Below are 20,197 nucleotides of genomic sequence, written 5' to 3' on the forward strand. Positions count from 1 at the left end.
TACCTGGGTTAGAGGCACTTTTTAACCAAAATCGCCAGGTTTGACGGGCTTCCCGGCTTAGCCAGGCCGCCGCTGCAATTGGCAGGCCTGCTGTGCCAGCGCCGTCACCTGCGCCCAGTCGCCCCGCGCCAGTGCCTCTGCCGGCGTAAGCCAGGAGCCACCGACGCAGACCACATTGGGCAGCGCCAGAAACTCGGCGGCATTGGCCACCGAGACGCCGCCGGTCGGGCAAAAGCGCACATCGCCAAACGGGCCGCTCCAGGCCTTGAGCATGGCCGGGCCGCCGGCCTGCATCGCCGGGAAAAACTTCAGCTCGGTCAGCCCGTCTTCCTGCGCCATCATGATTTCGCTACCGGTGGCCACACCGGGCAAGAGCGGCAAACCGGCGTCGCGGCAGGCCTGGCCCACGGCGTGGGTGTAGCCGGGGCTGACCATGAAGCGGGCGCCCGCCATGGCGCAGGCCTGGGCATCGGCGGCGCTGCGCACGGTGCCGGCGCCGGCCACGGCTTCGGGCACCTGGCGCGCAATGGCTTCGATGCAGGCCAGCGCCTGCGGCGTGCGCAAGGTCACCTCCAGCATGCGGATGCCGCCCGCCACCAGCGCGCGCGCCAGCAGCACGGCCTGCTTCACGTCATTGAGCACAATCACCGGAATCACCGGGGCGTCCTGCATCACCTGCAGGGCGCTGAGTTTGGTGCTGATATTGAGGTTCACATCCATGACAAAGCTCCTTCCTCGGCCGTCAGCGCGTGGCGCCGCATGCCGGTAAACAATTCGCGGCCCATGCCGATGCCGTTTTGCTGGCGCAGGGCCGCTGGCATGGTGTCGGTCTGGCGCGCCGCCCATTCGGCTTGCGGCACCAGCACCTGCAATTGCCCGGTGACCGCATCGAGCCGGATCACATCGCCGTCGCGCACCCTGGCCAGCGGGCCACCGGCCGCCGCCTCGGGCGACACATGAATGGCGGCCGGCACCTTGCCCGATGCGCCGCTCATGCGGCCATCGGTAACCAGCGCCACTTTAAAGCCCTTGCCCTGCAGCACCGCCAGCGGCGGCGTGAGCTTGTGCAGCTCGGGCATGCCGTTGGCCTGCGGACCCTGCCAGCGCACCACGCACACCACGTCGCGGTCCAGCTCGCCCGCCTTGAAGGCCTTGTGCAAAGCCTCCTGCGAATCAAACACCCGGGCCGGGGCTTCAATCACATGCCGGTCGTCGGGGATGGAAGAGGTCTTGATCACGCTGCGGCCCAGGTTGCCCTGCAGCAGCTTGAGCCCGCCGCTAGGGCTGAACGGCGCGGCCACGGGCCGCACAATCGAGTCATCCTTGGACGCACCAGCCTCGTGCCACGCCAGCGGCACGCCGGGCAGCGCGACGCCGGGGTGCTCTCCCAGCGCGGGCTCACGGGTGAATTCGCGGATGCCGCCTTCGCGCACGGTCAGCACGTCTTCGTGCATGAAACCGGCGTCCAGCAGCTCGCGGATGATGTAGCCGGTGCCGCCAGCTGCCTGGAACTGGTTCACGTCGGCACTGCCGTTGGGGTAGACATGCGCCAGCGTGGGCACCACATCCGACAGGTCCGAAAAATCATTCCAGTCAATCACGATGCCGGCCGAGTGCGCCACGGCGACCCAGTGAATCAGGTGGTTGGTGGAGCCGCCGGTGGCCAGCAAGGCCACCATGGCGTTGACGATGGCGCGCTCATCCACGATCTGGCCAATCGGTGCAAAGCGCCTTGACTTGACGATGCCCAGCACGGTGCGCGCCGACTCGCGCGTCAGTTCATCGCGCAGGGCGCCGCCGGGCGCCACAAAGGCCGTGCCTGGCACATGCAGGCCCATCGCCTCCAGCAGCATCTGGTTGCTGTTGGCGGTGCCATAAAAGGTGCAGGTGCCGGGGCTGTGGTAAGACTTGAGCTCGGCATCGAGCAGGCCGTCGCGACCGACCAGGCCCTGGGCCGCCTGCTCGCGCACACGGGCTTTTTCCTTGTTGGGCAGGCCCGAGGGCATGTGCCCGGCCGGCACAAACACGGTGGGCAGGTGGCCAAACTGCAGTGCGCCTATCAGCAGGCCCGGCACGATCTTGTCGCACACGCCCAGCAGCAACGCGGCGTCAAACATGTCGTGCGACAACGCCACGGCCGTGGCCATGGCAATCACATCGCGGCTGAAGAGGCTTAGCTCCATGCCGCTGGTGCCCTGTGTCACGCCATCGCACATGGCCGGCACGCCGCCCGCCACCTGGGCGGTGGCGCCCAGCTTGCGCGCTTCGTCCTTGATCAGGTCGGGGTAATTTTTCAGCGGCGAGTGCGCCGACAGCATGTCGTTGTAGGCGGTGACGATGCCAATGTTGGGCGCGCGCTGGGTCACCACCTTGAAGCGGTCATCGAGCGGAATACCGGCCACGGCATGCGCCAGGTTGGCACAGCCCATGCGGTCCATGCTCGGCTCGCGGTTGGCGGCCGCCTGCAGATGCTGCAGGTAGGCGCTGCGGGTGGGGCGGCTGCGATCAACGATGCGGGCCGTGATGCTGGCGACGGTGGGATGAAGAGTCATGAGGGGCAACCTTGTGGTCATGTAACTTTATTACAGACTCCATGGTAACCGGTTACCAATGGATTGGGCGCGGGCGGGGTTACAGACAGGTTACCAAATTCTGACCGGAATGACATCCCGCAAACCCATTCCAGTCACCGCTATCGCGGCTTGTTTACTGAATGCTGATCTCGACCCGGCGCGCTTCGGCGTCGCTGTTGCGGCCGGCCATCTGCTCGGGCTTTTTCAGCTCGATCTGCTCTGGCGATGCGCCGGCCGCTTTCAGCACATCGCGCACGGCCTCGGCGCGCTGGCGCGCCAGTGCGGCATTTTTGGCCGCGTCGCCGGTGGCGTCATGAAAGCCGGAAATCACCAGTTTGCGGCCCGAGGGAACGCGCTTGACCACATCGGCCAGCGCCTCGCCCGCGCCGGCTGCCAGTTCGGCCTTGCCTGAGGCGAAGTAGAACTTGACCACCCCGTTTTCGACCTTGACGCTGGTTGCGTCAGATGCGGCCTGCGCAGTGCCCGCCGGGTTGCCCGCAGCGGGGGTGACGGCTGCCACGGGCGCGGCCGCCAAGGCAGCGGCCGGAGCCAAGGTTTTGGCATGGTGGCGCTGGTAAATACCCACGCCGATCACCAGCGCGACGACCAGGGCCACCAGTCCAAAAACCAGGGTCAACACCAGGCCCTGCTGGCCATCATCATCTTGCGAAAACATCCCACTACTCCCTTTGAAAAATCGTGGCTCATTGTAAAGTGTGCGGGTGGCAGACTCCATGACCCTCTCCTCTGACAATCGCCAGGACGACCGGCGCAATCCGGCGCACATGCTGGAGGCGGTGCTGCGCGAATGGCGCGGGCCGCAAGGGCACGGCGGCGACCTGTGGGTGTTTGCCTATGCTTCGCTGATCTGGCGGCCCGAGTTTGAGTTTGCCGAGCAGCGTTTTGCCACCCTGTTTGGCTACCACCGGGCGCTCAAGATGTGGAGCCGCGTTAACCGCGGCACGCCGGAATGCCCGGGCCTGGTGTTTGGGCTGCTGACCGGCGGCAGTTGCAAGGGGGTGGTGTATCGCCTGCCGCAAGCGCAGGTGAGCAGCGCCCTGCCCGCGCTGTGGGCGCGGGAAATGCCCAATGGCGTGTACGACCCGAAGTGGCTGCGCTGCCAGACCGCGCAGGGCGAGGTGAAGGCGCTGGCCTTCACGCTGTCCAGGCGCAGCCCCAACCACACCGGCGTGCTCAGCGAAGACACCTACCGGCAGATTTTTTCGGATTCATGCGGGCGCTACGGCACCACCCGCGAGTATGCCCAGCTCACCTACGACAAGCTGCGCACGCTGGGCATTCAGGACCACGCGCTGGGCAAGCTGCTGGCGCTGGTCAGCGGTTGATCAGCATTTCGGCGCGGCGCAAGTCGTCCAGCGTGTCGATGTCCGTCACCGTGCCGGGGTCGCCGGTTTCAATGAATGCTACTAAATTAATAGCTGACTTGGCTTGTACTATAAGGGCTGCACCCTGATTACCCTGTAAAAGCAGGAGTTCCGGGCGGCACCCCGCCGAAAACCGCACCGGGTGCCCGCGCTGGCCCTGGTACAGCGGCACCGTGACGGCGCTGGGCGGCGCCAGCGCGATCTGCCGCAAGGTGTCGCTGCGAATCAGCGGCAGATCGGCCGGCAGAATCAGCCAGCCGGCCGCGCCGGGCGTGGCCCTGACGCCAGCGGCAATCGAGTCGCCCATGCCGGGGCGCAGGACATCGGGCCGCACCACATGATGCGGCAGCCCGCTGGCCTGCACGGCAGCCAGCACATGGTCCAGCACCGGCTTGCCGGCCAGCAGGGCCTGCAGCTTGTGCACCGTGCCACCCGAGGCGGCAAAGCGCTCGCCGCGGCCGGCGGCCAGAACAATCACCACGGGAAGGCTGGACATGGGCAGGATGGTTGACACAAGGTGGGAAGTCGGCGCAGTGGGAGGCGGGCAATCTCTATACTGCCAGTATGTCAGAGCCCACCGCCTCCATCGCCGCGCTGCGCAAAAGCTACGAGCGCGCCGAACTCAACGAAGAGGCCTCGCAGGCCGACCCGCTCAAGCAGTTTGAGCAGTGGCTGAACGAAGCCATCAAGGCCCAGGTGCCCGAGCCGAACGCCATGACGCTGGCCACCGTGGCCAGCAACCTGCGCCCTTCGACACGCATCGTGCTGGTCAAGGGCTTTGACGTGCGCGGCATTGTCTGGTTTACCAATTACGACAGCCGCAAGGGCCATGAACTGGCCGGCAACCCCTATGCAGCCCTGCAGTTTCACTGGGTTGAACTGGAGCGCGTGGTGCGCATTGAAGGCGTGGTGGAAAAGGTGTCGGCCGAGGAAAGCGATGCTTACTTTCACAGCCGCCCGCTCGACTCGCGCATTGGCGCCTGGGCCAGCCCGCAAAGCGAGGTGATCAGCGGCCGCAGCGTGCTGGTGGCCAATGCCGCCAAGTACGGTGCCAAATTTTTGCTGCAGCCGCCGCGCCCGCCGCACTGGGGCGGCTACCGCCTCAAGCCCGACAACTGGCAATTCTGGCAGGGCCGCAAAAGCCGGTTGCATGACCGGCTACGCTATACGCTGCAGGCCGATGGGGGCTGGCTGCGCGAGCGCCTGGCGCCCTGACCCCACAGCCCTCCAAAAAGCACGCACTGCGGCATCTGGCCCACCAGCCAGACTGGGCTGAAGCCGCCAGTCGCCTGCCGATTCAGTGCCAAAACACCCTGAAAACTGTACGTTTTCCAACAACACTGGTGAAATCCCTAGGCTATTGATGCAATTAAGTACATATGCACCCGAAGGAAGTATCAATGTTCACGGGCCGAAAGTTTTATCGTTCTCCTGGTCGGCGCTGTGCAAAAAATGCGTCGCACACCGCTTGGTCCAACAAATTATCAGGAGACATCAGATGAAACTCAAAGCGACATTGGTTCTGGCCGCCGTGATGGCCATCACGGGCGCCCAGGCCGCCACCGAACTCGTCATTGCCACCGTCAACAACGGGCACATGATCGAGATGCAAAAGCTCACCAAAAATTTTGAGCAGGCCAACCCCGACATCAAGGTCAAATGGGTGACGCTCGAAGAAGGCGTGCTGCGCCAGCGCGTGACCACCGACATTGCCACCAAGGGCGGGCAGTTCGACATCATGACCATCGGCATGTATGAAACGCCAATCTGGGGCAAAAAAGGCTGGCTGCAGGAACTCAAGCCCGATGCCGCCTATGACGTGGACGACATCCTGCCCGCCATGCGCAACGGCCTGTCGGTCGACGGCAAGATGTACGCCGCCCCGTTTTACGGCGAAAGCTCCATGCTGATGTACCGCAAGGACCTGGCCGACAAGGCCGGTGTGCAGGTGCCCGAGCGTCCCACCTGGGCGCAGGTCAAAGACCTCGCAGCCAAGATTCACAACCCCAAGGAAGGCGTTTACGGCATTTGCCTGCGCGGCAAGCCTGGCTGGGGCGACAACATGGCCTTTTTGTCCACCCTGGTCAACACCAACGGCGGCCAGTGGTTTGACATGAGCTGGAAGCCGCAGCTGGAGTCCAAGCCGTGGAAGGACGCCATCAGCTTTTATGTCGACCTGCTGAAAAACTACGGCCCTCCCGGCTCGTCGGCCAACAGCTTCAATGAAATTCTGGCGTTGTATAACGCCGGCAAATGCGGCATGTGGGTCGATGCCACGATTGCAGCGAGCTTCATCACCGACCCCAAGCAGTCCAAGGTGGCTGACAAGGTAGCCTTTGCACAGGCGCCCACCACGGTCACGCCCAAGGGCGCCAACTGGCTGTGGGCCTGGGCGCTGGCGATTCCCGCCGGCTCCAAAAAGGTCGATGCCGCGCAGAAGTTCGTGAACTGGGCCACCTCCAAGGAATACATTGCGCTGGTGGGTAAAACCAATGGCTGGGGCACCATCCCCACCGGCACCCGCAAGAGCACCTATGCCAACGCCGACTTCCTGAAGGCCGCCAAGTTTGCCGCTGCCGAGAAAACCGCCATCGATTCGGCCAACCCCAATGACAGCACCCTGCCCAAGTCACCGTATGTGGGCGTGCAGTATGCAGCGATTCCGGAGTTCCAGGCCATCGGCATTGCGGTGGGCCAGCAGATGAGTTCTGCGCTGGCCGGCAAAACCACGGTGGACGCAGCGCTGAAGGCCGGCCAGGTGGCCGCCGAGCGTGAGATGAAAAAAGGCGGCTACTACAAGTAAGCCAGTCCGGTCTGCGCCAGCCCGGCTGGCGCAGACCCTTGCTTTGGTGAGCGCTGAGGCTGGCCCTTGCCCGCCCTGCGACATTTGCTCTAGAGGCATCCCCATGAACCGATTCCTGCCGCGCATCCTGCTGGCACCTGCGGTCATCACGCTCTTCCTCTGGATGATCGTGCCGCTGGTGATGACGATTTATTTCTCCTTGATCCGCTACAACCTGATGCAGCCCGATCAAACCGGTTTTGCGGGGCTGTCGAATTACGAATTCTTCATTACCGACCCCTCGTTTGCCACCGCCGTCATCAACACCTTGCTGCTGCTGGGCAGCGCGATCATCGTCACCGTGGTCGGGGGCGTGGCCCTGGCGCTGCTGATTGACGACCCTTTTCCGGGCCGCGGCGTGGTGCGCCTGCTGCTGATTTCTCCTTTTTTTGTGATGCCTCCCGTCAACGCCCTGATGTGGAAGCACATGATGATGAACCCGATCTACGGCGTGCTGGCGCAGGTATGGCAGTTTTTTGGCGCAGAGCCGGTGGACTGGCTGACCGACCTGCCGTTGTTCAGCGTGATCGTGATGGTTGCCTGGCAATGGCTGCCATTTGCCACCCTGATTTTTATCACTGCCCTCCAGTCGATGAGCCGTGAGCAGCTGGAAGCGGCGCGCATGGATGGTGCCAGCTATTTGCAGCAATTGCGCTATCTGGTGTTGCCGCATCTGGGCCGCTCAATTGCCGTGGTGGTGATGATTGAAATGATTTTCCTGCTCGGCGTGTTTGCCGAGATCTACACCTCCACCGCAGGCGGGCCGGGTGACGCCAGCACCAACGTGGCTTTTCTGATCTTCAAGCAGGCGCTGCTCAATTTTGATGCCGGCGTGGCCTCGGCCGGTGCGCTGTTTGCGGTGGTACTGGCCAATATCGCGGCGGTATTTTTGATTCGCATGGTCGGCAAAAACCTCGATTGAACCCGTATGTCAAGCAACACCCGATTCCTGCCCGCCCTGCTGCTGCGCACCGCCGTGGCCTGGGGCGTCACGCTGCTCCTGTTCTTTCCGCTCGGCTGGTTGATATTGACCGCGTTCAAAACAGAATTGCAGGCGATTGAAGTGCCACCGCTCTTCTTTTTTCCGCCCACGCTGGAGAATTTTTACGAGGTTGAGGCGCGCAGCGACTATCTGCTCTACGCCAAGAATTCGATCATTACCAGCGTGCTGTCCACCCTGCTGGGCCTGGCGATTGCGGCGCCAGCCGCCTATTCGATGGCCTTCTTCAAGACCAAGCGCACCCGCGACATCTTGATGTGGATGCTCTCCACCAAGATGATGCCGGCGGTAGGGGCATTGGTCCCCATCTATGTGCTGGCCCAAAAGAGCGACCTGCTGGACACGCAGCTGGGCCTGGTCATCGTCTTCACCCTGAGCAACCTGCCGATCATGGTGTGGATGCTGTATTCGCACTTCAAGGATATTCCGCATGAAATCCTGGAGGCCGCACGCATGGACGGCGCCACGCTGTGGCAGGAATTCAGCCGCGTGCTGATGCCGCTGGCCGTGGGCGGCCTGGCGTCAACCGGCCTGCTGTGCCTGGTGCTGAGCTGGAACGAGGCGTTCTGGTCGCTCAATCTGAGCTCGGCCAAGGCCGGCACGCTGGCCACACTGATTGCGTCCTATTCCAGCCCGGAAGGCCTGTTCTGGGCCAAGCTCTCCGCCGCCTCCTTCATGGCGATTGCGCCTATCGTGGTCTTCGGCTGGTTCAGCCAGAAGCAGCTGGTGCAAGGCCTGACCTTTGGCGCCGTGAAATAGGCCTCCGCCGACAGCACAAGAAAGTATTCATATGGCATTTCTCGAACTTAAAAGCGTCGAAAAAAACTTCGGCCCGGTCAGCGTGATACGCGGCATCGACCTGGCGATTCAAAAAGGCGAGTTCATCGTGTTTGTCGGCCCCTCGGGCTGCGGCAAGTCGACCTTGCTGCGCCTGATTGCCGGGCTGGAAACCATGAATGGCGGCTCGCTGCACCTGGACGGGCGCGACATCACCGGGCAGCCCTCTTCCAAACGCGACCTGGCCATGGTGTTCCAGAGCTACGCGCTGTACCCGCACATGAGCGTTTACGAAAACATGAGTTTTGCGCTCAAGCTGGCCAAAGCCGACCCGGCCGTGATTGATGAGAAAGTGCAGCGCGCCGCCAAAATACTGAACCTGACGGCCTACCTGCAGCGCACGCCGAAGGACTTGTCGGGCGGGCAGCGCCAGCGCGTCGCCATCGGCCGCGCCATTGTGCGGGCGCCCAAGGTGTTTTTGTTTGACGAGCCGCTGTCCAATCTGGACGCGGCACTGCGCGGCCAGACGCGGGTTGAGATTGCCAAGCTACACCGCGACTTGGGGGCCACCACGGTCTACGTCACCCATGACCAGGTGGAAGCCATGACGCTGGCCGACCGCGTGGTGGTGCTGCGTGACGGCAGGATTGAGCAGGTCGGCACGCCGCTGGAGCTGTATGACCGCCCGGCCAACCAGTTTGTCGCCCAGTTCATCGGCACACCCCAGATGAACATGGTGGCCGCCGCGCTGGTGCCGCAGCTGGCCAGCGCCTTCAGCGTGCCTGTGCCCGAGGGCGGATTTGTCGGTCTGCGCCCCGAAAGCGTGATGCTGCAGCCAGCCGGCAGCGGCCAATTGCAGGGCCAGGTTGACCTGGTTGAGGCGCTGGGCGCCGAGACACTGGTTTATGTGACCAGCGAGCAGGGCGCGCAACTGGTGGCGCGCCTGAAAACACGTACCGCGGCGCATGTCGGCGACCGCGTGGGCATTGCCATCGACGCCCCGACCGCACACCTGTTTGATGCCCAGGGGCGAATTGCCCTGACCGGCGCCATCGTCGCCTGAAAGAGTTGCTGTGATGCCTACTTCCGCACAGTCCCCGCTCGTGATGCTGCATCTCGGGCTGGGCTCCTTCCACCGGGCGCACCAGGCAGTCTACCTGCACGAGCTGATTGAAACCGGCGACAGCCGCTGGGTGCTGGCGGGCGGCAATATTCGCCCCGACATGGCCGAGACCGTCGCCGCGCTGCAGGCCCAGGGTGGTGCGTACACGCTGGAAACCGTGACGCCGGCGCAGGTACGCAGCTACACCCGCATCGAGTCGATCAAAACCATCGTGCCCTACGACGCCGAGCTGTCGGGCCTGCTGGCGCTGGGCGCCGATACCCATACCCGCATCATTTCGGTCACCGTGACCGAGGCGGGCTATTACCTGGACGCCCAGGACCGGCTGGACCTGAATTTCGATGACCTCCGGGCCGACGTCACGGCGGCGGGGCTGGGCCAGCCGGTCTGCACGATTTACGGTGCGCTCACGGCGATTCTTCGCCAGCGCATGCAAGGCACGGCCGGCGCCGTGACACTACTCAACTGTGACAACCTGCGCCACAACGGCGACCGGCTACGCAGCGGCCTGCTGCAATTTATCGCACTGCTGCCCGCCAGCGCGGACCGGGAGGCGCTGCTGCAATGGGTGACCGCCCACACCAGTTGCCCCAACGCCATGGTGGACCGCATCACGCCGCGGCCCACGCCCGATGTGGCCGAGCGCGTGCTGGCCGCCACCAGGCGGGTGGATGCCGCAGCCATCATGGCGGAGAGCTTTATTCAATGGGTGATTGAAGACAATTTCGTCAACGGCCGGCCAGACTGGGAGAAGGTTGGGGTTGAAATGGTGGCGTCGGTGGCGGCGCACGAAGAAGCCAAGATCCGCCTGCTCAACGCCACCCACAGCTGCATCGCCTGGGCCGGCACGCTGGCCGGCTATCACTACATTCACGAGGGAAGCCAGGACCCGGTGATCCGCCAGTTTGCCTATGACTACGTCACCGACGACGTCATTCCGGTGCTCTCGCCCAGCCCGCTGAACCTCGCGAAATACCGCGATGTGGTGCTGGACCGCTTCAGCAACCCGGCACTGAAAGACACCAACCAGCGGGTGGCGATGGACGGCTTTTCCAAGATCCCCGGTTTCATCGCCGCCACCTTCCGCGAGCGGCTGGCTCGCGGCGAGGGCATAGCCAGCGTGGCCATGCTGCCGGCGCTGTTCCTGGCCTACCTGCAGCGCTGGCACCGCGGCCAGATCCCCTACACCTACCAGGACCAGGCCATGGTGCCGGCGCTGGCCCATGCGATCTGCGAAGCCGCCGACCCGGTGGCGGCCTTCTGCGCCGATGTACCGCTGTGGGGTGACCTGGCGGGCGACGCCCGGCTGGTGGCCGCACTGCGCCGCGCCAGCGCACGGGTCAGCCTTTTTGAAAAGGAAAAGCGATGAGCGAACGTTTAAAGAACAAGCATGCGTTGCTGACCGGCGCGGGCGGTGGCATCGGGCTGGCGGTGGCGCTGGCGTATCTGACCGAGGGCGCACGCTGCACCGTGGTCGACCGGGCCAGCGAGCTGCCGCCAGATCTGGCGAACTCCGGCTTTGCCGACCGGGTGCAATACCTGCAAGCCGACGTGACGCAGATGGCGCAGATTGAGGCCATGCTCAACGCGGCCGAACAGGGCTTTGGCCCGGTGCAGGTGCTGTTCAACAACGCCGCCCTGTTTGACATGGCCCCGCTGCTCGAGAGCCATGAGGCCATGTTTGACAGCCTGTTCGCCGTCAACGTCAAGGGCATGTTTTTTGTCATGCAGAAAACGCTGGCGCGCATGGTGGCGCAGGGCGTAGCAGGTGGCGCGGTCATCAACATGGCCTCGCAGGCGGGCCGCCGCGGCGAGGCGCTGGTGTCGCACTACTGCGCCACCAAGGCCGCCGTCATCAGCTACACCCAGAGCGCGGCGCTCGCCATGGCGCCGCACCGCATTCGCGTCAACGCCATCTCGCCCGGCGTGATCGACACGCCGATGTGGCAGCATGTCGACGCGCTGTTTGCCCGCTACGAAAACCTGCCCCTGGGCGAGAAGAAAAAACGTGTCGGCGAAGCGGTGCCGCTGGGCTATATGGGTACGCCGGCCGATATCGCCGGGGCCGCGGTTTTCCTGGCCAGCGACGAAGCCTCCTACATCACCGCGCAAACCCTCAATGTAGACGGCGGCGCCGTGATGAGCTAGGCTTTGTGGTGAGCCATTGACCCCCATCCCCACCATGCCTGCGCGCCACCGAACGCTTCCCCGCCAGCGCCAGCCTGAACTGGAGCGCGACTGTTCGCGCAGCCCGCAGCTGGGCTATGAGTCGCCCAGAAACGAGGGCCTGGTCCATTGTCTGGAGCATGGGTTTCCGACGCCGCTGGCGCGCTGGCATTACCACGACGAGTACGAGCTGCACCTGATCGTCGCTACATCGGGCAAGACCTTTGTCGGCGACTACATCGGATCGTTCCAGCCCGGCCATCTGGTGCTGACCGGCCCTCGCCTGCCGCACAACTGGATTTCGCTGGACCTGCCCGAAGGCGGCATCGCCCAGCGCGACCTGGTGATCCAGTTCCCGCATGAGCCGATCGTGCAGGCCGCCGCGCACATCCGCGAGCTGGAAGAGGTGCTGCCCCTGCTGGAACGCGCACGCAACGGCATCGAGTTTTTTGGCCTGTCCGAGCAGGCCACCGCGTACTGGAAAAAAATCAAGGCCGACCGCGGGCTCGCACGCTTTGCCGCGTTCTGCGATTTCATGAGCGAGCTGGCGCGCTGGCCCGACTACCGGCTGCTGTCCAACGCCCAACTGCAGAGCGTTGACAACGACGCCCAGCTCAAGCAGATCGACGACATCGTGAGCCGTATCACCGACAACCTGGCCCAGCCCCTGTCGGCCAGTGAACTGGCCGCCGAACTCGACATGACGGAAAGCCGTTTTTCGCGCTTCTTTCGCCGCGCCACCGGCAACACCTTCACCGATTTTGTCAACCAGGTGCGCGTCAACCGCGCCTGCCAGTTGCTGATGGAGTCTGACCGCTATATCACCGACATTTGCTACGAGGTCGGCTTTAACAACGTGGCCAACTTCAACCGCCGCTTTCTGGATGTCAAGGGCATGACGCCCAGCGAATTTCGCCGCCAGGTCGACACCCGCTTTGGCATCCGCCACTGAACAACCCGGCCGCCATGTACCTCGGTATTGATTTGGGCACTTCCAGTGTCAAGGTGCTGCTGCTGGATCAGCGGCAGGGGGTGCTGGCAGTAGCTGACGCCGCCCTGGACGTGTCACGGCCGCAGCCGCTCTGGAGCGAGCAGGATCCGCAGGCCTGGTGGGCCGCGCTGGACCAGGCGATGCAGCAACTCAAGGCCCAGGTGCCCGCGGCCATGCGCCAGGTACGGGCCATCGGCCTGTCGGGCCAAATGCACGGTGCCGTGGTGCTGGGCCAGCGCCGGCAGGTACTGCGTCCCGCCATCTTGTGGAATGATGGTCGCGCCTCGGCCCAATGCAGCGCGCTGGAAGCTGCCGTGCCGCGATCGCGCCAGATCACCGGCAACCTGGCCATGCCCGGCTTCACGGCCCCCAAGCTGCTGTGGTTGCACCAGCACGAGCCCGAGGTGTTTGCACAAACCCGGCTGGTGCTGCTGCCCAAAGACTGGCTGCGCCTGAAGCTGACCGGCGAGGCAGTCAGCGACATGTCCGACGCCTCGGGCACGCTGTGGCTGGACACCGGCGCGCGCTGCTGGAGCACCGAGATGCTGGCCGCCTGCGGCCTGACCGGGCAGCACATGCCGCGCCTGGTGGAAGGCACCGACGTCAGCGGCCGCTTGTTGCAGGAGGTGGCCAGCGCCTGGGGCTTGCCGCCCGACGTGCCGGTGGCCGGCGGCGCCGGCGACAACGCTGCCACCGCCGTGGGCGTGGGCGCGGTGCGGCCGGGCCAGGGCTTTGTGTCGCTGGGCACGTCGGGCGTCATCTTTTTGGCCAGCGATGCATTCCGGCCCCAACCCGAGGCCGCCGTTCACGCCTTTGCCCACGCCCTGCCCCAACGCTGGCACCAGATGTCGGTCATGCTCAGTGCGGCCAGCGCCTTTGGCTGGGTTACCCGCCTGACACAGCGCGCCAGCGAAGCCGTGCTGGCCCAGGAGGCGGCGCAGTTAAGCCTCTCGGCTCGCGAACAAGCCCCACTTTTTCTGCCCTACCTGTCCGGCGAGCGCACGCCCCACAACGACGCCCATGCCAGCGGCACCTTCATCGGGCTGCGGCCCGGCCATGATGCCGCCGACCTGGCCTATGCGGTGATGGAGGGCGTGACCTTTGGTTTGATGGACGGGTTGAACGCCATGCAGGAGAAACAACCAGGCAAGGAAGCGTTGGCACTGGTGGGCGGAGGTGCACGCAGCGACTTGTGGGGGCAGATGATCGCCTCGGGTCTGCGGCGCAGCCTGACCCGCGACGAAGGTGCCCAAGCCGCTGCGGCACTGGGCGCCGCCCGGCTGGGCTGGATGGCCGACGGCGGCGCGCAAGACGAGGTATGCCTTGCACCGCAAGGTGGCCGCCCGTTCGAGCCCGATGCGCAGGAGGCATCGCTGCTGCAGCAGCGCTATCAACAATACAGGCGGCTGTACCCTGCCCTTCAGCCCTGGTTTGGCAAGCAGCAACTGGCCGCCTGAGATCGCTTCTACAGTGGCGCAGCAAGCCGCTCGATGCGCTGCTGCGCCACCGCCTGCAATTGCCGGGCACTGACGATGTCGGGCGCAATCTCGGCCAGCGGCACCAGCACGAAAGCGCGCTGCAGCAGGCGCGGGTGCGGCACTGTCAGGCGTGCCGATTCGATGCGGGCGCTGCCGTACAGCAGCAGGTCAAGATCGAGTGTGCGCGGCGCGTTGCGATAGGGTCGCTCGCGGCCCGCCTGCTGCTCGATTTGCTGCAGATGGTTCAGCAAGACCGGTGCCGGCAGGGCGGTTTCCACCCGAGCCACCGCATTCAGATAGTCGTCACCGCCCGCGCTACCTGCGTCCGAGCCCAGCGGCGCGGTTTTGTAGAGGCTGGAGGCCTGGCACACCCGGGTCAGCGGCAGTTCAGCGATGGCCTTCAGCGCCTGCCGGAGTGCCGCAGCGGCGTCGCCAAGGTTGGCCCCCAGGGCGATGTAGGCGCTGACCAATGCCCGCGCCCCATCAGGAGTTGGAGGTCGCGTCGGGCAAGGTCTGCTCGCTGCTGCCGCCACCATTTGCATCGCGGCTCACCGGTTTGCGGCGGCGGCGGCGCTTTTTGGCGGGTGCAAAATCCCCTTGCTCCGAAGACGATTCGGGCGCCGCATGCTGCTGCTCGGGCGGCCGGGTTGTACCCGTCGCGCCCACGCTCTCTGCATCCTGCCGCTTCACCCGCACGCGGGGGTGCTGCGGCTTTTGCAGTTGCGCCTGGCGCGCCTCTTCAATCATGGCGTGGCGTTCGTCGTCGTAGGCGGTGCTGAATTTTTCCCACCACTCGGCCAGTTCGGTCTCAACCTCACCGGTTTGCGCGCGCAGGCGCAAGAAGTCAAACCCGGCGCGAAAGCGCGGCTGCTCCAGCAGTGAATAGGGTGAGCTGCCGACGCGCTTTTCAAAACGCGGCTGCATGGTCCAGATTTCGCGCATGTCGGCGCCCAGCTTGCCGCGGCCCGACACGTCGCCAATCCTGGCGTTGAAGGCATCGTCAATCGCCTCTTGCAGCGCCGGCATCACATGTTCGCCGCGCTTGCGCCGGCGCGCCCAGCCATCCCGCACATCGCCCCACAGCACGCAAGACAGCAAAAAGCTCGGTGCCACCGGCTTGCCTTCGCCGACGCGCCGGTCGGTGTCTTTCAGCGCCAGGTTCAGGAAAGGCTCATGCGCCGCGTCCACCACCACGTCGAGCAGCGGATAAATGCCGGTGCCCAGGCCCAGCGCCTTGAGCTGCTCGATGCTGGCCAGCGCGTGGCCGGTTTGCAGCAGCTTGAGCATTTCATCAAACAGGCGCGACTGCGGCACGTCGGCCAGCAGGCCTTTCATCTCGCGCAGGGGCGCTGCGGTCTTGTCTTCAAAGGTAAAACCCAGGGCATTGAGCTTGGCACTGAAACGCACGGCACGAATGATGCGCACCGGGTCTTCGCGGTAGCGCAGGGCCGGGTTGCCGATCATGCGGATGATTTTTTTCTTGGCATCCTTGATGCCGTTGTGATAATCCACCACCACCTGGGTTTCGGGGTCGTAGTACATGGCGTTGATGGTGAAGTCGCGCCGGGCGGCGTCTTCCTCCATCGGGCCCCAGACGTTGTCGCGCAGCACCCGGCCCGAGGCATCCACCGCATGCTTCATGCCGGCCAGCTCGCTCTTGCTGGTGCGCTCGTTGCCGCCGACCTGTTCGGCCAGGCTGCTGTCCAGGTGCGCGCGAAAGGTCGACACCTCGATCACTTCATGCTCGCGGCCCCGGCCGTAGATGACATGCACGATGCGAAAGCGCCGGCCAATGATGAAGGCGCGGCGAAACAGCGACTTGACCTGCTCGGGGGTGGCGTCGGTGGCCACGTCAAAGTCCTTGGGGCGCAGGCCCACCAGCAGGTCGCGCACCGCACCGCCCACGATGAAAGCCTCAAAACCGGCCTGCTTGAGCGTGTGCACCACATCCATGGCGCGCTGATCGACCAGCTTGGGGTCTATGCCGTGCTCTTTGGCGCCGACGTCCTGGCGCTGGCCGAAAGGTGATTTCTTGACCCGCTTGGCGGATTCCGTGCTGTCCGATTTGCCAAACAGCTTGTCGATAAATTTTTTGATCATGAGGTCGCGGGATTTGGGTGGGCCGGGGCCTGCTTTTCAGCGGCGCTTTCGGTTCCCAAAGGATTAAAACAGGTCAAGTATGCGCCATCCGCGCTCGGCAGCCAGCGCGCGCAGGCGCTCGTCCGGGTTGGTGGCGACCGGGTGCGTGGCTTTCTCCAGCAGCGCCAAGTCGTTCATCGAGTCGGTGTAAAAAGTGGTTTCCACATCGTCCCAGCCCAGGCCACGCGCCGCCAGCCATTGTTCGACACGAATCACCTTGCCTTCGCGAAACGAAGGCGTGCCCTTGATTTCGCCGGTCAGCCGGCCCTGGGCATCACGCTCGAGTTCCACCGCGATCAGCTCAGTCACGCCAAAGGCCTCGGCAATCGGGCGCGTCACAAACTCGTTGGTGGCCGTGACAATGACCACCTCCGCGCCGTCCCGCTGGTGGCTCTGGACCAGTTCCAGAGCCTGCCTTTTGATGCCTTTTTGGACCACAGCCCCCATGAATCGCCCATGAGCAGCTATTGAATTAATAGCACCCTGCTCGCGGATGGCCTCGGTGGCAAAGCGCACATAGTCGCGCAGGTCGAGCGTGCCAAGGCGGTATTGCTCATAAAAAACCGCATTGCGGCGTTTGAACTCGACACCGTCGCGCCAGCCCAGCCCAATGGTGAACTCGTTCCACTCGTAGTCCGAATCAAAGGGAATCAGGGTGTGATCCAGGTCGAACAAGCCAATTTTTTTCTTGACAGTCATTTCAGGCTTGCTCATTGGCTCTCCAGCATGGATTTGATCAGCGGAATCGTGATCGCCCGCTGGGTTTGCAGGGCGTAGCCATCGAGCTGGTCCAGCAGTTGCATCAGGCTACCCAGATCGCGCGAAAAGCGGGTCAGCATGAAATCCATCGCCTCGTCGCTCAAAAACACGCCGCGCGCATCGGCTTCGCGCCGCAGCACGGCGCGCCGCTCGGTCTCGGTCAGCGCCTGCAGCGCAAACACATGGCCCCAACCCAGGCGGGTGCGCAGGTCTTCGCGCAAGGCCAGATCGGCGGGCGGCGCATTGCCGGCGGCCAGTACCCAGCGCGGGCGGCCGTCGGCGGCATTCAACGCGTTGACGAACCAGTTAAAGGCGGCCTGCTGCTGTACTGCGGTGTACAGATGGCAGTCGTCGAGAATCACCGCGGCCCACGACTCGTTGAAATCGGGCGGCTCCAGCCGCGATGCGTCCATCCAGCCGCAAGACGCGCCCTGCTCGCGCAGCGCCTCGGCCACGGCCTTGAGCAAATGCGTCTTGCCGCTGGCCGCATCGCCCCACAGATAGGTGGGCACGGGCGAGCGCAAGGCGTTGCCAGCCCACAATTTCAGGTGTTTGACGACCGCCTCGTTCGGGCCGCCAAAAAAGTTGGCAAACGAAGGGACCGAGGCCAGCCCGATATCCAGCGCAATCTGTTTCATGCCGATTTCACCTCTGTCATGGGCACATCAGGCCGAGTAAAGCCGGCTGGCCATGTAACTGGCCTTGAGGCGGCGAATGCCCACCAGCAGCACGGCGCTGGCCGGCAGCGCAATCAGCACGCCGACAAAGCCGAACATCTGGCCAAAGGCCAGCAGGGCAAAAATAACCGCCAGCGGGTGCAAGCCGATGCGCTCGCCCACCAGCCGCGGCGTGAGGTAGAGGCTTTCCAGCACCTGGCCCGCGCCGTACACCACGGCCACCATGACCAGGGCCTTGATCGACGCGAACTGCAGCAGGCCGGCCAGCACCGCCAGCAGCAGGCCGATACCGAAACCCACGTAGGGGATGAACATCGCCAGCCCGGTAAAGACGCCAATCGGCACGGCCAGATCGAGGCCAAACAGGGTCAGCCCGACGGCATAAAACACCGCCATGACCAGCATCACCAGCAACTGACCCCGCAAATACTGGCCCAGCACCAGATCGGCCTCGTCGGTAAAACTGTCATAGCTGGCGCGCAAGGGGGGCGGCACCAGTTCCAGGATACGGGCCACAAATGTGTCCCAGTCCATCAGCAGGTAAAACAGCGCCACCGGAATCAGCACCGCATTGCCGATCAGCGTCATGGCCACGCTGCCGCCCAGCTTGAGCGAGGACAGCAGCGAGCCAAAGGCATCCTCGAAGTTGGCGTTGAGGTACTTCAGCACGAAGGCCTTGATGCTGGCCACATCGAGCGCCACCCGAAAGCCGAATTTGGCCAGCCAGGGCGCCAGCTCGGTGTTGAGGCGGTCTGCCAGCAGTGGCACCTGCTCGCGCAGCAGCGGCAGCTCCTTGGCCATGATGGGCACAATCAGCAAAAACAGGCCAAGCAGCACGACCAGAAACAAAAACTCCACCAGAATCACAGCCACCACGCGCGGCAAGCGGCCCCTGCCCAGGCTGTCGAGGCGGTTCACCAGCGGCGTCAACGCGTAGGCCAGCACCGATGCCACGACAAACGGCGTCAGCACCGGGCCCAGCAACCACAGCGCCAGGACGACCAGGGCCGCAATCAGGCACCAGGCGGTGGCGCGTTTTTGAGTGTTGGTGAATTGCATAAAGCCTTGGGTCGAGCTTGCGAAAGAGGCCGGGAAACGCGCCGAAAGGATCGTGACGCCCAGCCTTTAGAATCTCAGGCTGGATTCTATCGGGCTTGCAGCACTGCCCCAGACTGCCGACAGCCCCCATCCTCTCCATCGCCCCCCCTTCGACGCCCCCTTTGACCGCACCCCTAGCCCGACACCATGACCACCTCTTCTACCCCCCTCAGCTACAAAGACGCCGGCGTTGACATTGACGCGGGCGACGCCCTGGTCGAACGCATCAAGCCGCTGGCCAAAAGGACCATGCGCGAAGGCGTGCTGGCCGGCATTGGCGGCTTTGGCGCGCTGTTCGAGGTGCCCAAGCGCTACCAGGAACCGGTGCTGGTCAGCGGCACCGACGGCGTCGGCACCAAGCTGCGGCTGGCCTTTGAGTGGAATATGCACGACACCGTGGGCATAGACCTGGTGGCCATGAGCGTCAACGACGTGCTGGTGCAGGGCGCCGAGCCGCTGTTTTTCCTCGACTATTTCGCCTGCGGCAAGCTCGATGTCGACACCGCCGCCGCCGTGGTCGGCGGCATCGCCAAAGGCTGCGAACTCAGCGGCTGCGCGCTGATTGGTGGCGAAACCGCCGAAATGCCCGGCATGTACCCGGCGGGCGAGTACGACCTGGCCGGTTTTGCCGTCGGCGCGGTGGAGAAATCGAAAATCCTGACCGGCAAGGACGTGATACCGGGCGACGTGGTGCTGGGCCTGGCCAGCAGCGGCGTGCATTCCAACGGTTTCAGCCTGGTGCGCAAGTGCATAGAACGCGCCGCCGATGCCCTGCCCGCCTCGCTGGACGGCAAGCCCTTCAAAGAGGCCCTGATGGAGCCGACCCGCCTGTATGTCAAAAACGTGCTGGCAGCGCTGGCGGCGCACCCGATCAAGGCGCTGGCCCACATCACCGGCGGTGGCCTGCTGGAAAACATTCCGCGCGTGCTGCCCGAAGGCACGGCCGCGCACCTGGCCAAAGGCAGCTGGCCGCAGACCGAGCTGTTCGCCTGGCTGCAACAGACGGCTGGCATTGACGACATCGAGATGAACCGCACCTTCAACAACGGCATCGGCATGGTGGTGGTGGTGGATGCCGCCAGCGCCCAGGCCACGGCCAAGACCCTGCGCGACGCCGGCGAGCAGGTGTACCAGATCGGCATGATTGCGCCGCGCGGCGACGGTGCGGCTGTCATCGTCAGCTGAGCTA

Annotated in this window: 20 protein-coding genes; 11 read left to right on the forward strand and 9 right to left on the reverse strand. The window is 64.4% G+C overall.

Annotated elements, in window-relative coordinates:
- Nucleotides 1-57 precede the first annotated feature (57 nt).
- The 3 genes from eda to RMO23_RS19385 form a co-directional block, all read right to left on the reverse strand.
- A complete protein-coding gene (gene eda / locus RMO23_RS19375; RefSeq protein WP_309684778.1) occupies nucleotides 58-720 on the reverse strand; it encodes a bifunctional 4-hydroxy-2-oxoglutarate aldolase/2-dehydro-3-deoxy-phosphogluconate aldolase in 663 nt (220 codons plus the stop codon).
- Nucleotides 711-2,552 (reverse strand): phosphogluconate dehydratase, encoded by a 1,842-nt coding sequence (gene edd / locus RMO23_RS19380; RefSeq protein WP_309684781.1) that lies wholly within the window; start codon nucleotides 2,550-2,552, stop codon nucleotides 711-713. Before edd ends, eda begins: the two co-directional genes overlap by 10 nt.
- A 154-nt stretch (nucleotides 2,553-2,706) precedes the next feature.
- A complete protein-coding gene (locus RMO23_RS19385; RefSeq protein WP_309684783.1) occupies nucleotides 2,707-3,249 on the reverse strand; it encodes an OmpA family protein in 543 nt (180 codons plus the stop codon).
- Nucleotides 3,250-3,307: 58 nt separating this feature from the next.
- On the opposite strand from RMO23_RS19385, the gene RMO23_RS19390 reads away from it, so the two are divergent.
- Nucleotides 3,308-3,919, forward strand: coding sequence for a gamma-glutamylcyclotransferase (locus RMO23_RS19390; protein ID WP_309684786.1), 612 nt, complete (start codon nucleotides 3,308-3,310; stop codon nucleotides 3,917-3,919).
- On the opposite strand, the gene RMO23_RS19395 is transcribed toward RMO23_RS19390, so the two are convergent.
- On the reverse strand, nucleotides 3,909-4,454 hold the full coding sequence (locus RMO23_RS19395; RefSeq protein ID WP_309684788.1) for a nucleotidyltransferase family protein: 546 nt from the start codon (nucleotides 4,452-4,454) through the stop codon (nucleotides 3,909-3,911). The two genes, RMO23_RS19390 and RMO23_RS19395, sit on opposite strands and share 11 nt — an antisense overlap.
- 68 nt (nucleotides 4,455-4,522) lie before the next feature.
- Here RMO23_RS19395 and pdxH point away from each other — a divergent pair, with 68 nt between their 5' ends.
- The 9 genes from pdxH to xylB all read left to right on the forward strand — a co-directional run bounded on the left by pdxH (nucleotide 4,523) and on the right by xylB (nucleotide 14,314).
- The gene (pdxH, locus tag RMO23_RS19400) at nucleotides 4,523-5,173 is read left to right on the forward strand and encodes a pyridoxamine 5'-phosphate oxidase (RefSeq protein ID WP_309684791.1); all 651 of its coding nucleotides are present in this window, start codon (nucleotides 4,523-4,525) and stop codon (nucleotides 5,171-5,173) included.
- Nucleotides 5,174-5,456: 283 nt separating this feature from the next.
- Nucleotides 5,457-6,761, forward strand: coding sequence for a sugar ABC transporter substrate-binding protein (locus RMO23_RS19405; RefSeq protein WP_309684794.1), 1,305 nt, complete (start codon nucleotides 5,457-5,459; stop codon nucleotides 6,759-6,761).
- Between the two features lie 103 nt (nucleotides 6,762-6,864).
- Complete coding sequence (locus RMO23_RS19410) at nucleotides 6,865-7,722, forward strand: sugar ABC transporter permease (RefSeq protein WP_309684796.1); 858 nt, start codon at nucleotides 6,865-6,867, stop codon at nucleotides 7,720-7,722.
- A 6-nt stretch (nucleotides 7,723-7,728) separates the two neighbouring features.
- Nucleotides 7,729-8,559 (forward strand): carbohydrate ABC transporter permease, encoded by an 831-nt coding sequence (locus RMO23_RS19415; RefSeq protein ID WP_309684799.1) that lies wholly within the window; start codon nucleotides 7,729-7,731, stop codon nucleotides 8,557-8,559.
- Between the two features lie 31 nt (nucleotides 8,560-8,590).
- Nucleotides 8,591-9,640 carry an ABC transporter ATP-binding protein gene (locus RMO23_RS19420; RefSeq protein ID WP_309684801.1) on the forward strand — a complete coding sequence of 350 codons (1,050 nt, stop codon included), beginning with the start codon at nucleotides 8,591-8,593 and terminating at the stop codon, nucleotides 9,638-9,640.
- 13 nt (nucleotides 9,641-9,653) lie between these two features.
- Nucleotides 9,654-11,069, forward strand: coding sequence for a D-arabinitol 4-dehydrogenase (gene dalD, locus RMO23_RS19425; RefSeq protein ID WP_309684804.1), 1,416 nt, complete (start codon nucleotides 9,654-9,656; stop codon nucleotides 11,067-11,069).
- Nucleotides 11,066-11,848, forward strand: coding sequence for an L-iditol 2-dehydrogenase (locus RMO23_RS19430; protein WP_309684807.1), 783 nt, complete (start codon nucleotides 11,066-11,068; stop codon nucleotides 11,846-11,848). The genes dalD and RMO23_RS19430 overlap by 4 nt, the downstream gene beginning before the upstream one ends.
- Before the next feature lie 34 nt (nucleotides 11,849-11,882).
- Nucleotides 11,883-12,818, forward strand: coding sequence for an AraC family transcriptional regulator (locus tag RMO23_RS19435; protein WP_309684855.1), 936 nt, complete (start codon nucleotides 11,883-11,885; stop codon nucleotides 12,816-12,818).
- A gap of 14 nt (nucleotides 12,819-12,832) precedes the next feature.
- Entirely contained in the window at nucleotides 12,833-14,314 is a 1,482-nt protein-coding gene (xylB, locus tag RMO23_RS19440) for a xylulokinase (RefSeq protein WP_309684813.1), read from the forward strand.
- 8 nt (nucleotides 14,315-14,322) lie between these two features.
- Here xylB and folK read toward each other — a convergent pair whose 3' ends face one another.
- The 5 genes from folK to RMO23_RS19465 all read right to left on the reverse strand — a co-directional run bounded on the left by folK (nucleotide 14,323) and on the right by RMO23_RS19465 (nucleotide 18,969).
- The gene (gene folK / locus RMO23_RS19445; RefSeq protein WP_309684816.1) at nucleotides 14,323-14,805 is read right to left on the reverse strand and encodes a 2-amino-4-hydroxy-6-hydroxymethyldihydropteridine diphosphokinase; all 483 of its coding nucleotides are present in this window, start codon (nucleotides 14,803-14,805) and stop codon (nucleotides 14,323-14,325) included.
- Nucleotides 14,806-14,818: 13 nt separating this feature from the next.
- Nucleotides 14,819-16,435 (reverse strand): polynucleotide adenylyltransferase PcnB, encoded by a 1,617-nt coding sequence (gene pcnB, locus RMO23_RS19450; RefSeq protein ID WP_309684821.1) that lies wholly within the window; start codon nucleotides 16,433-16,435, stop codon nucleotides 14,819-14,821.
- Nucleotides 16,436-16,498: 63 nt separating this feature from the next.
- Complete coding sequence (locus tag RMO23_RS19455) at nucleotides 16,499-17,188, reverse strand: HAD family hydrolase (protein WP_309684824.1); 690 nt, start codon at nucleotides 17,186-17,188, stop codon at nucleotides 16,499-16,501.
- Entirely contained in the window at nucleotides 17,185-17,871 is a 687-nt protein-coding gene (gene hda, locus RMO23_RS19460) for a DnaA regulatory inactivator Hda (protein ID WP_309684827.1), read from the reverse strand. Before hda ends, RMO23_RS19455 begins: the two co-directional genes overlap by 4 nt.
- Before the next feature lie 27 nt (nucleotides 17,872-17,898).
- Nucleotides 17,899-18,969, reverse strand: a complete 1,071-nt coding sequence (locus tag RMO23_RS19465; protein ID WP_309684829.1) for an AI-2E family transporter — start codon at nucleotides 18,967-18,969, stop codon at nucleotides 17,899-17,901.
- A 186-nt stretch (nucleotides 18,970-19,155) separates the two neighbouring features.
- On the opposite strand from RMO23_RS19465, the gene purM reads away from it, so the two are divergent.
- Nucleotides 19,156-20,193, forward strand: coding sequence for a phosphoribosylformylglycinamidine cyclo-ligase (gene purM / locus RMO23_RS19470; protein ID WP_309684832.1), 1,038 nt, complete (start codon nucleotides 19,156-19,158; stop codon nucleotides 20,191-20,193).
- Nucleotides 20,194-20,197 lie beyond the last annotated feature (4 nt).

It is taken from the genome of Polaromonas sp. (assembly GCF_031411155.1).
Lineage (GTDB): Bacteria > Pseudomonadota > Gammaproteobacteria > Burkholderiales > Burkholderiaceae_C > Polaromonas.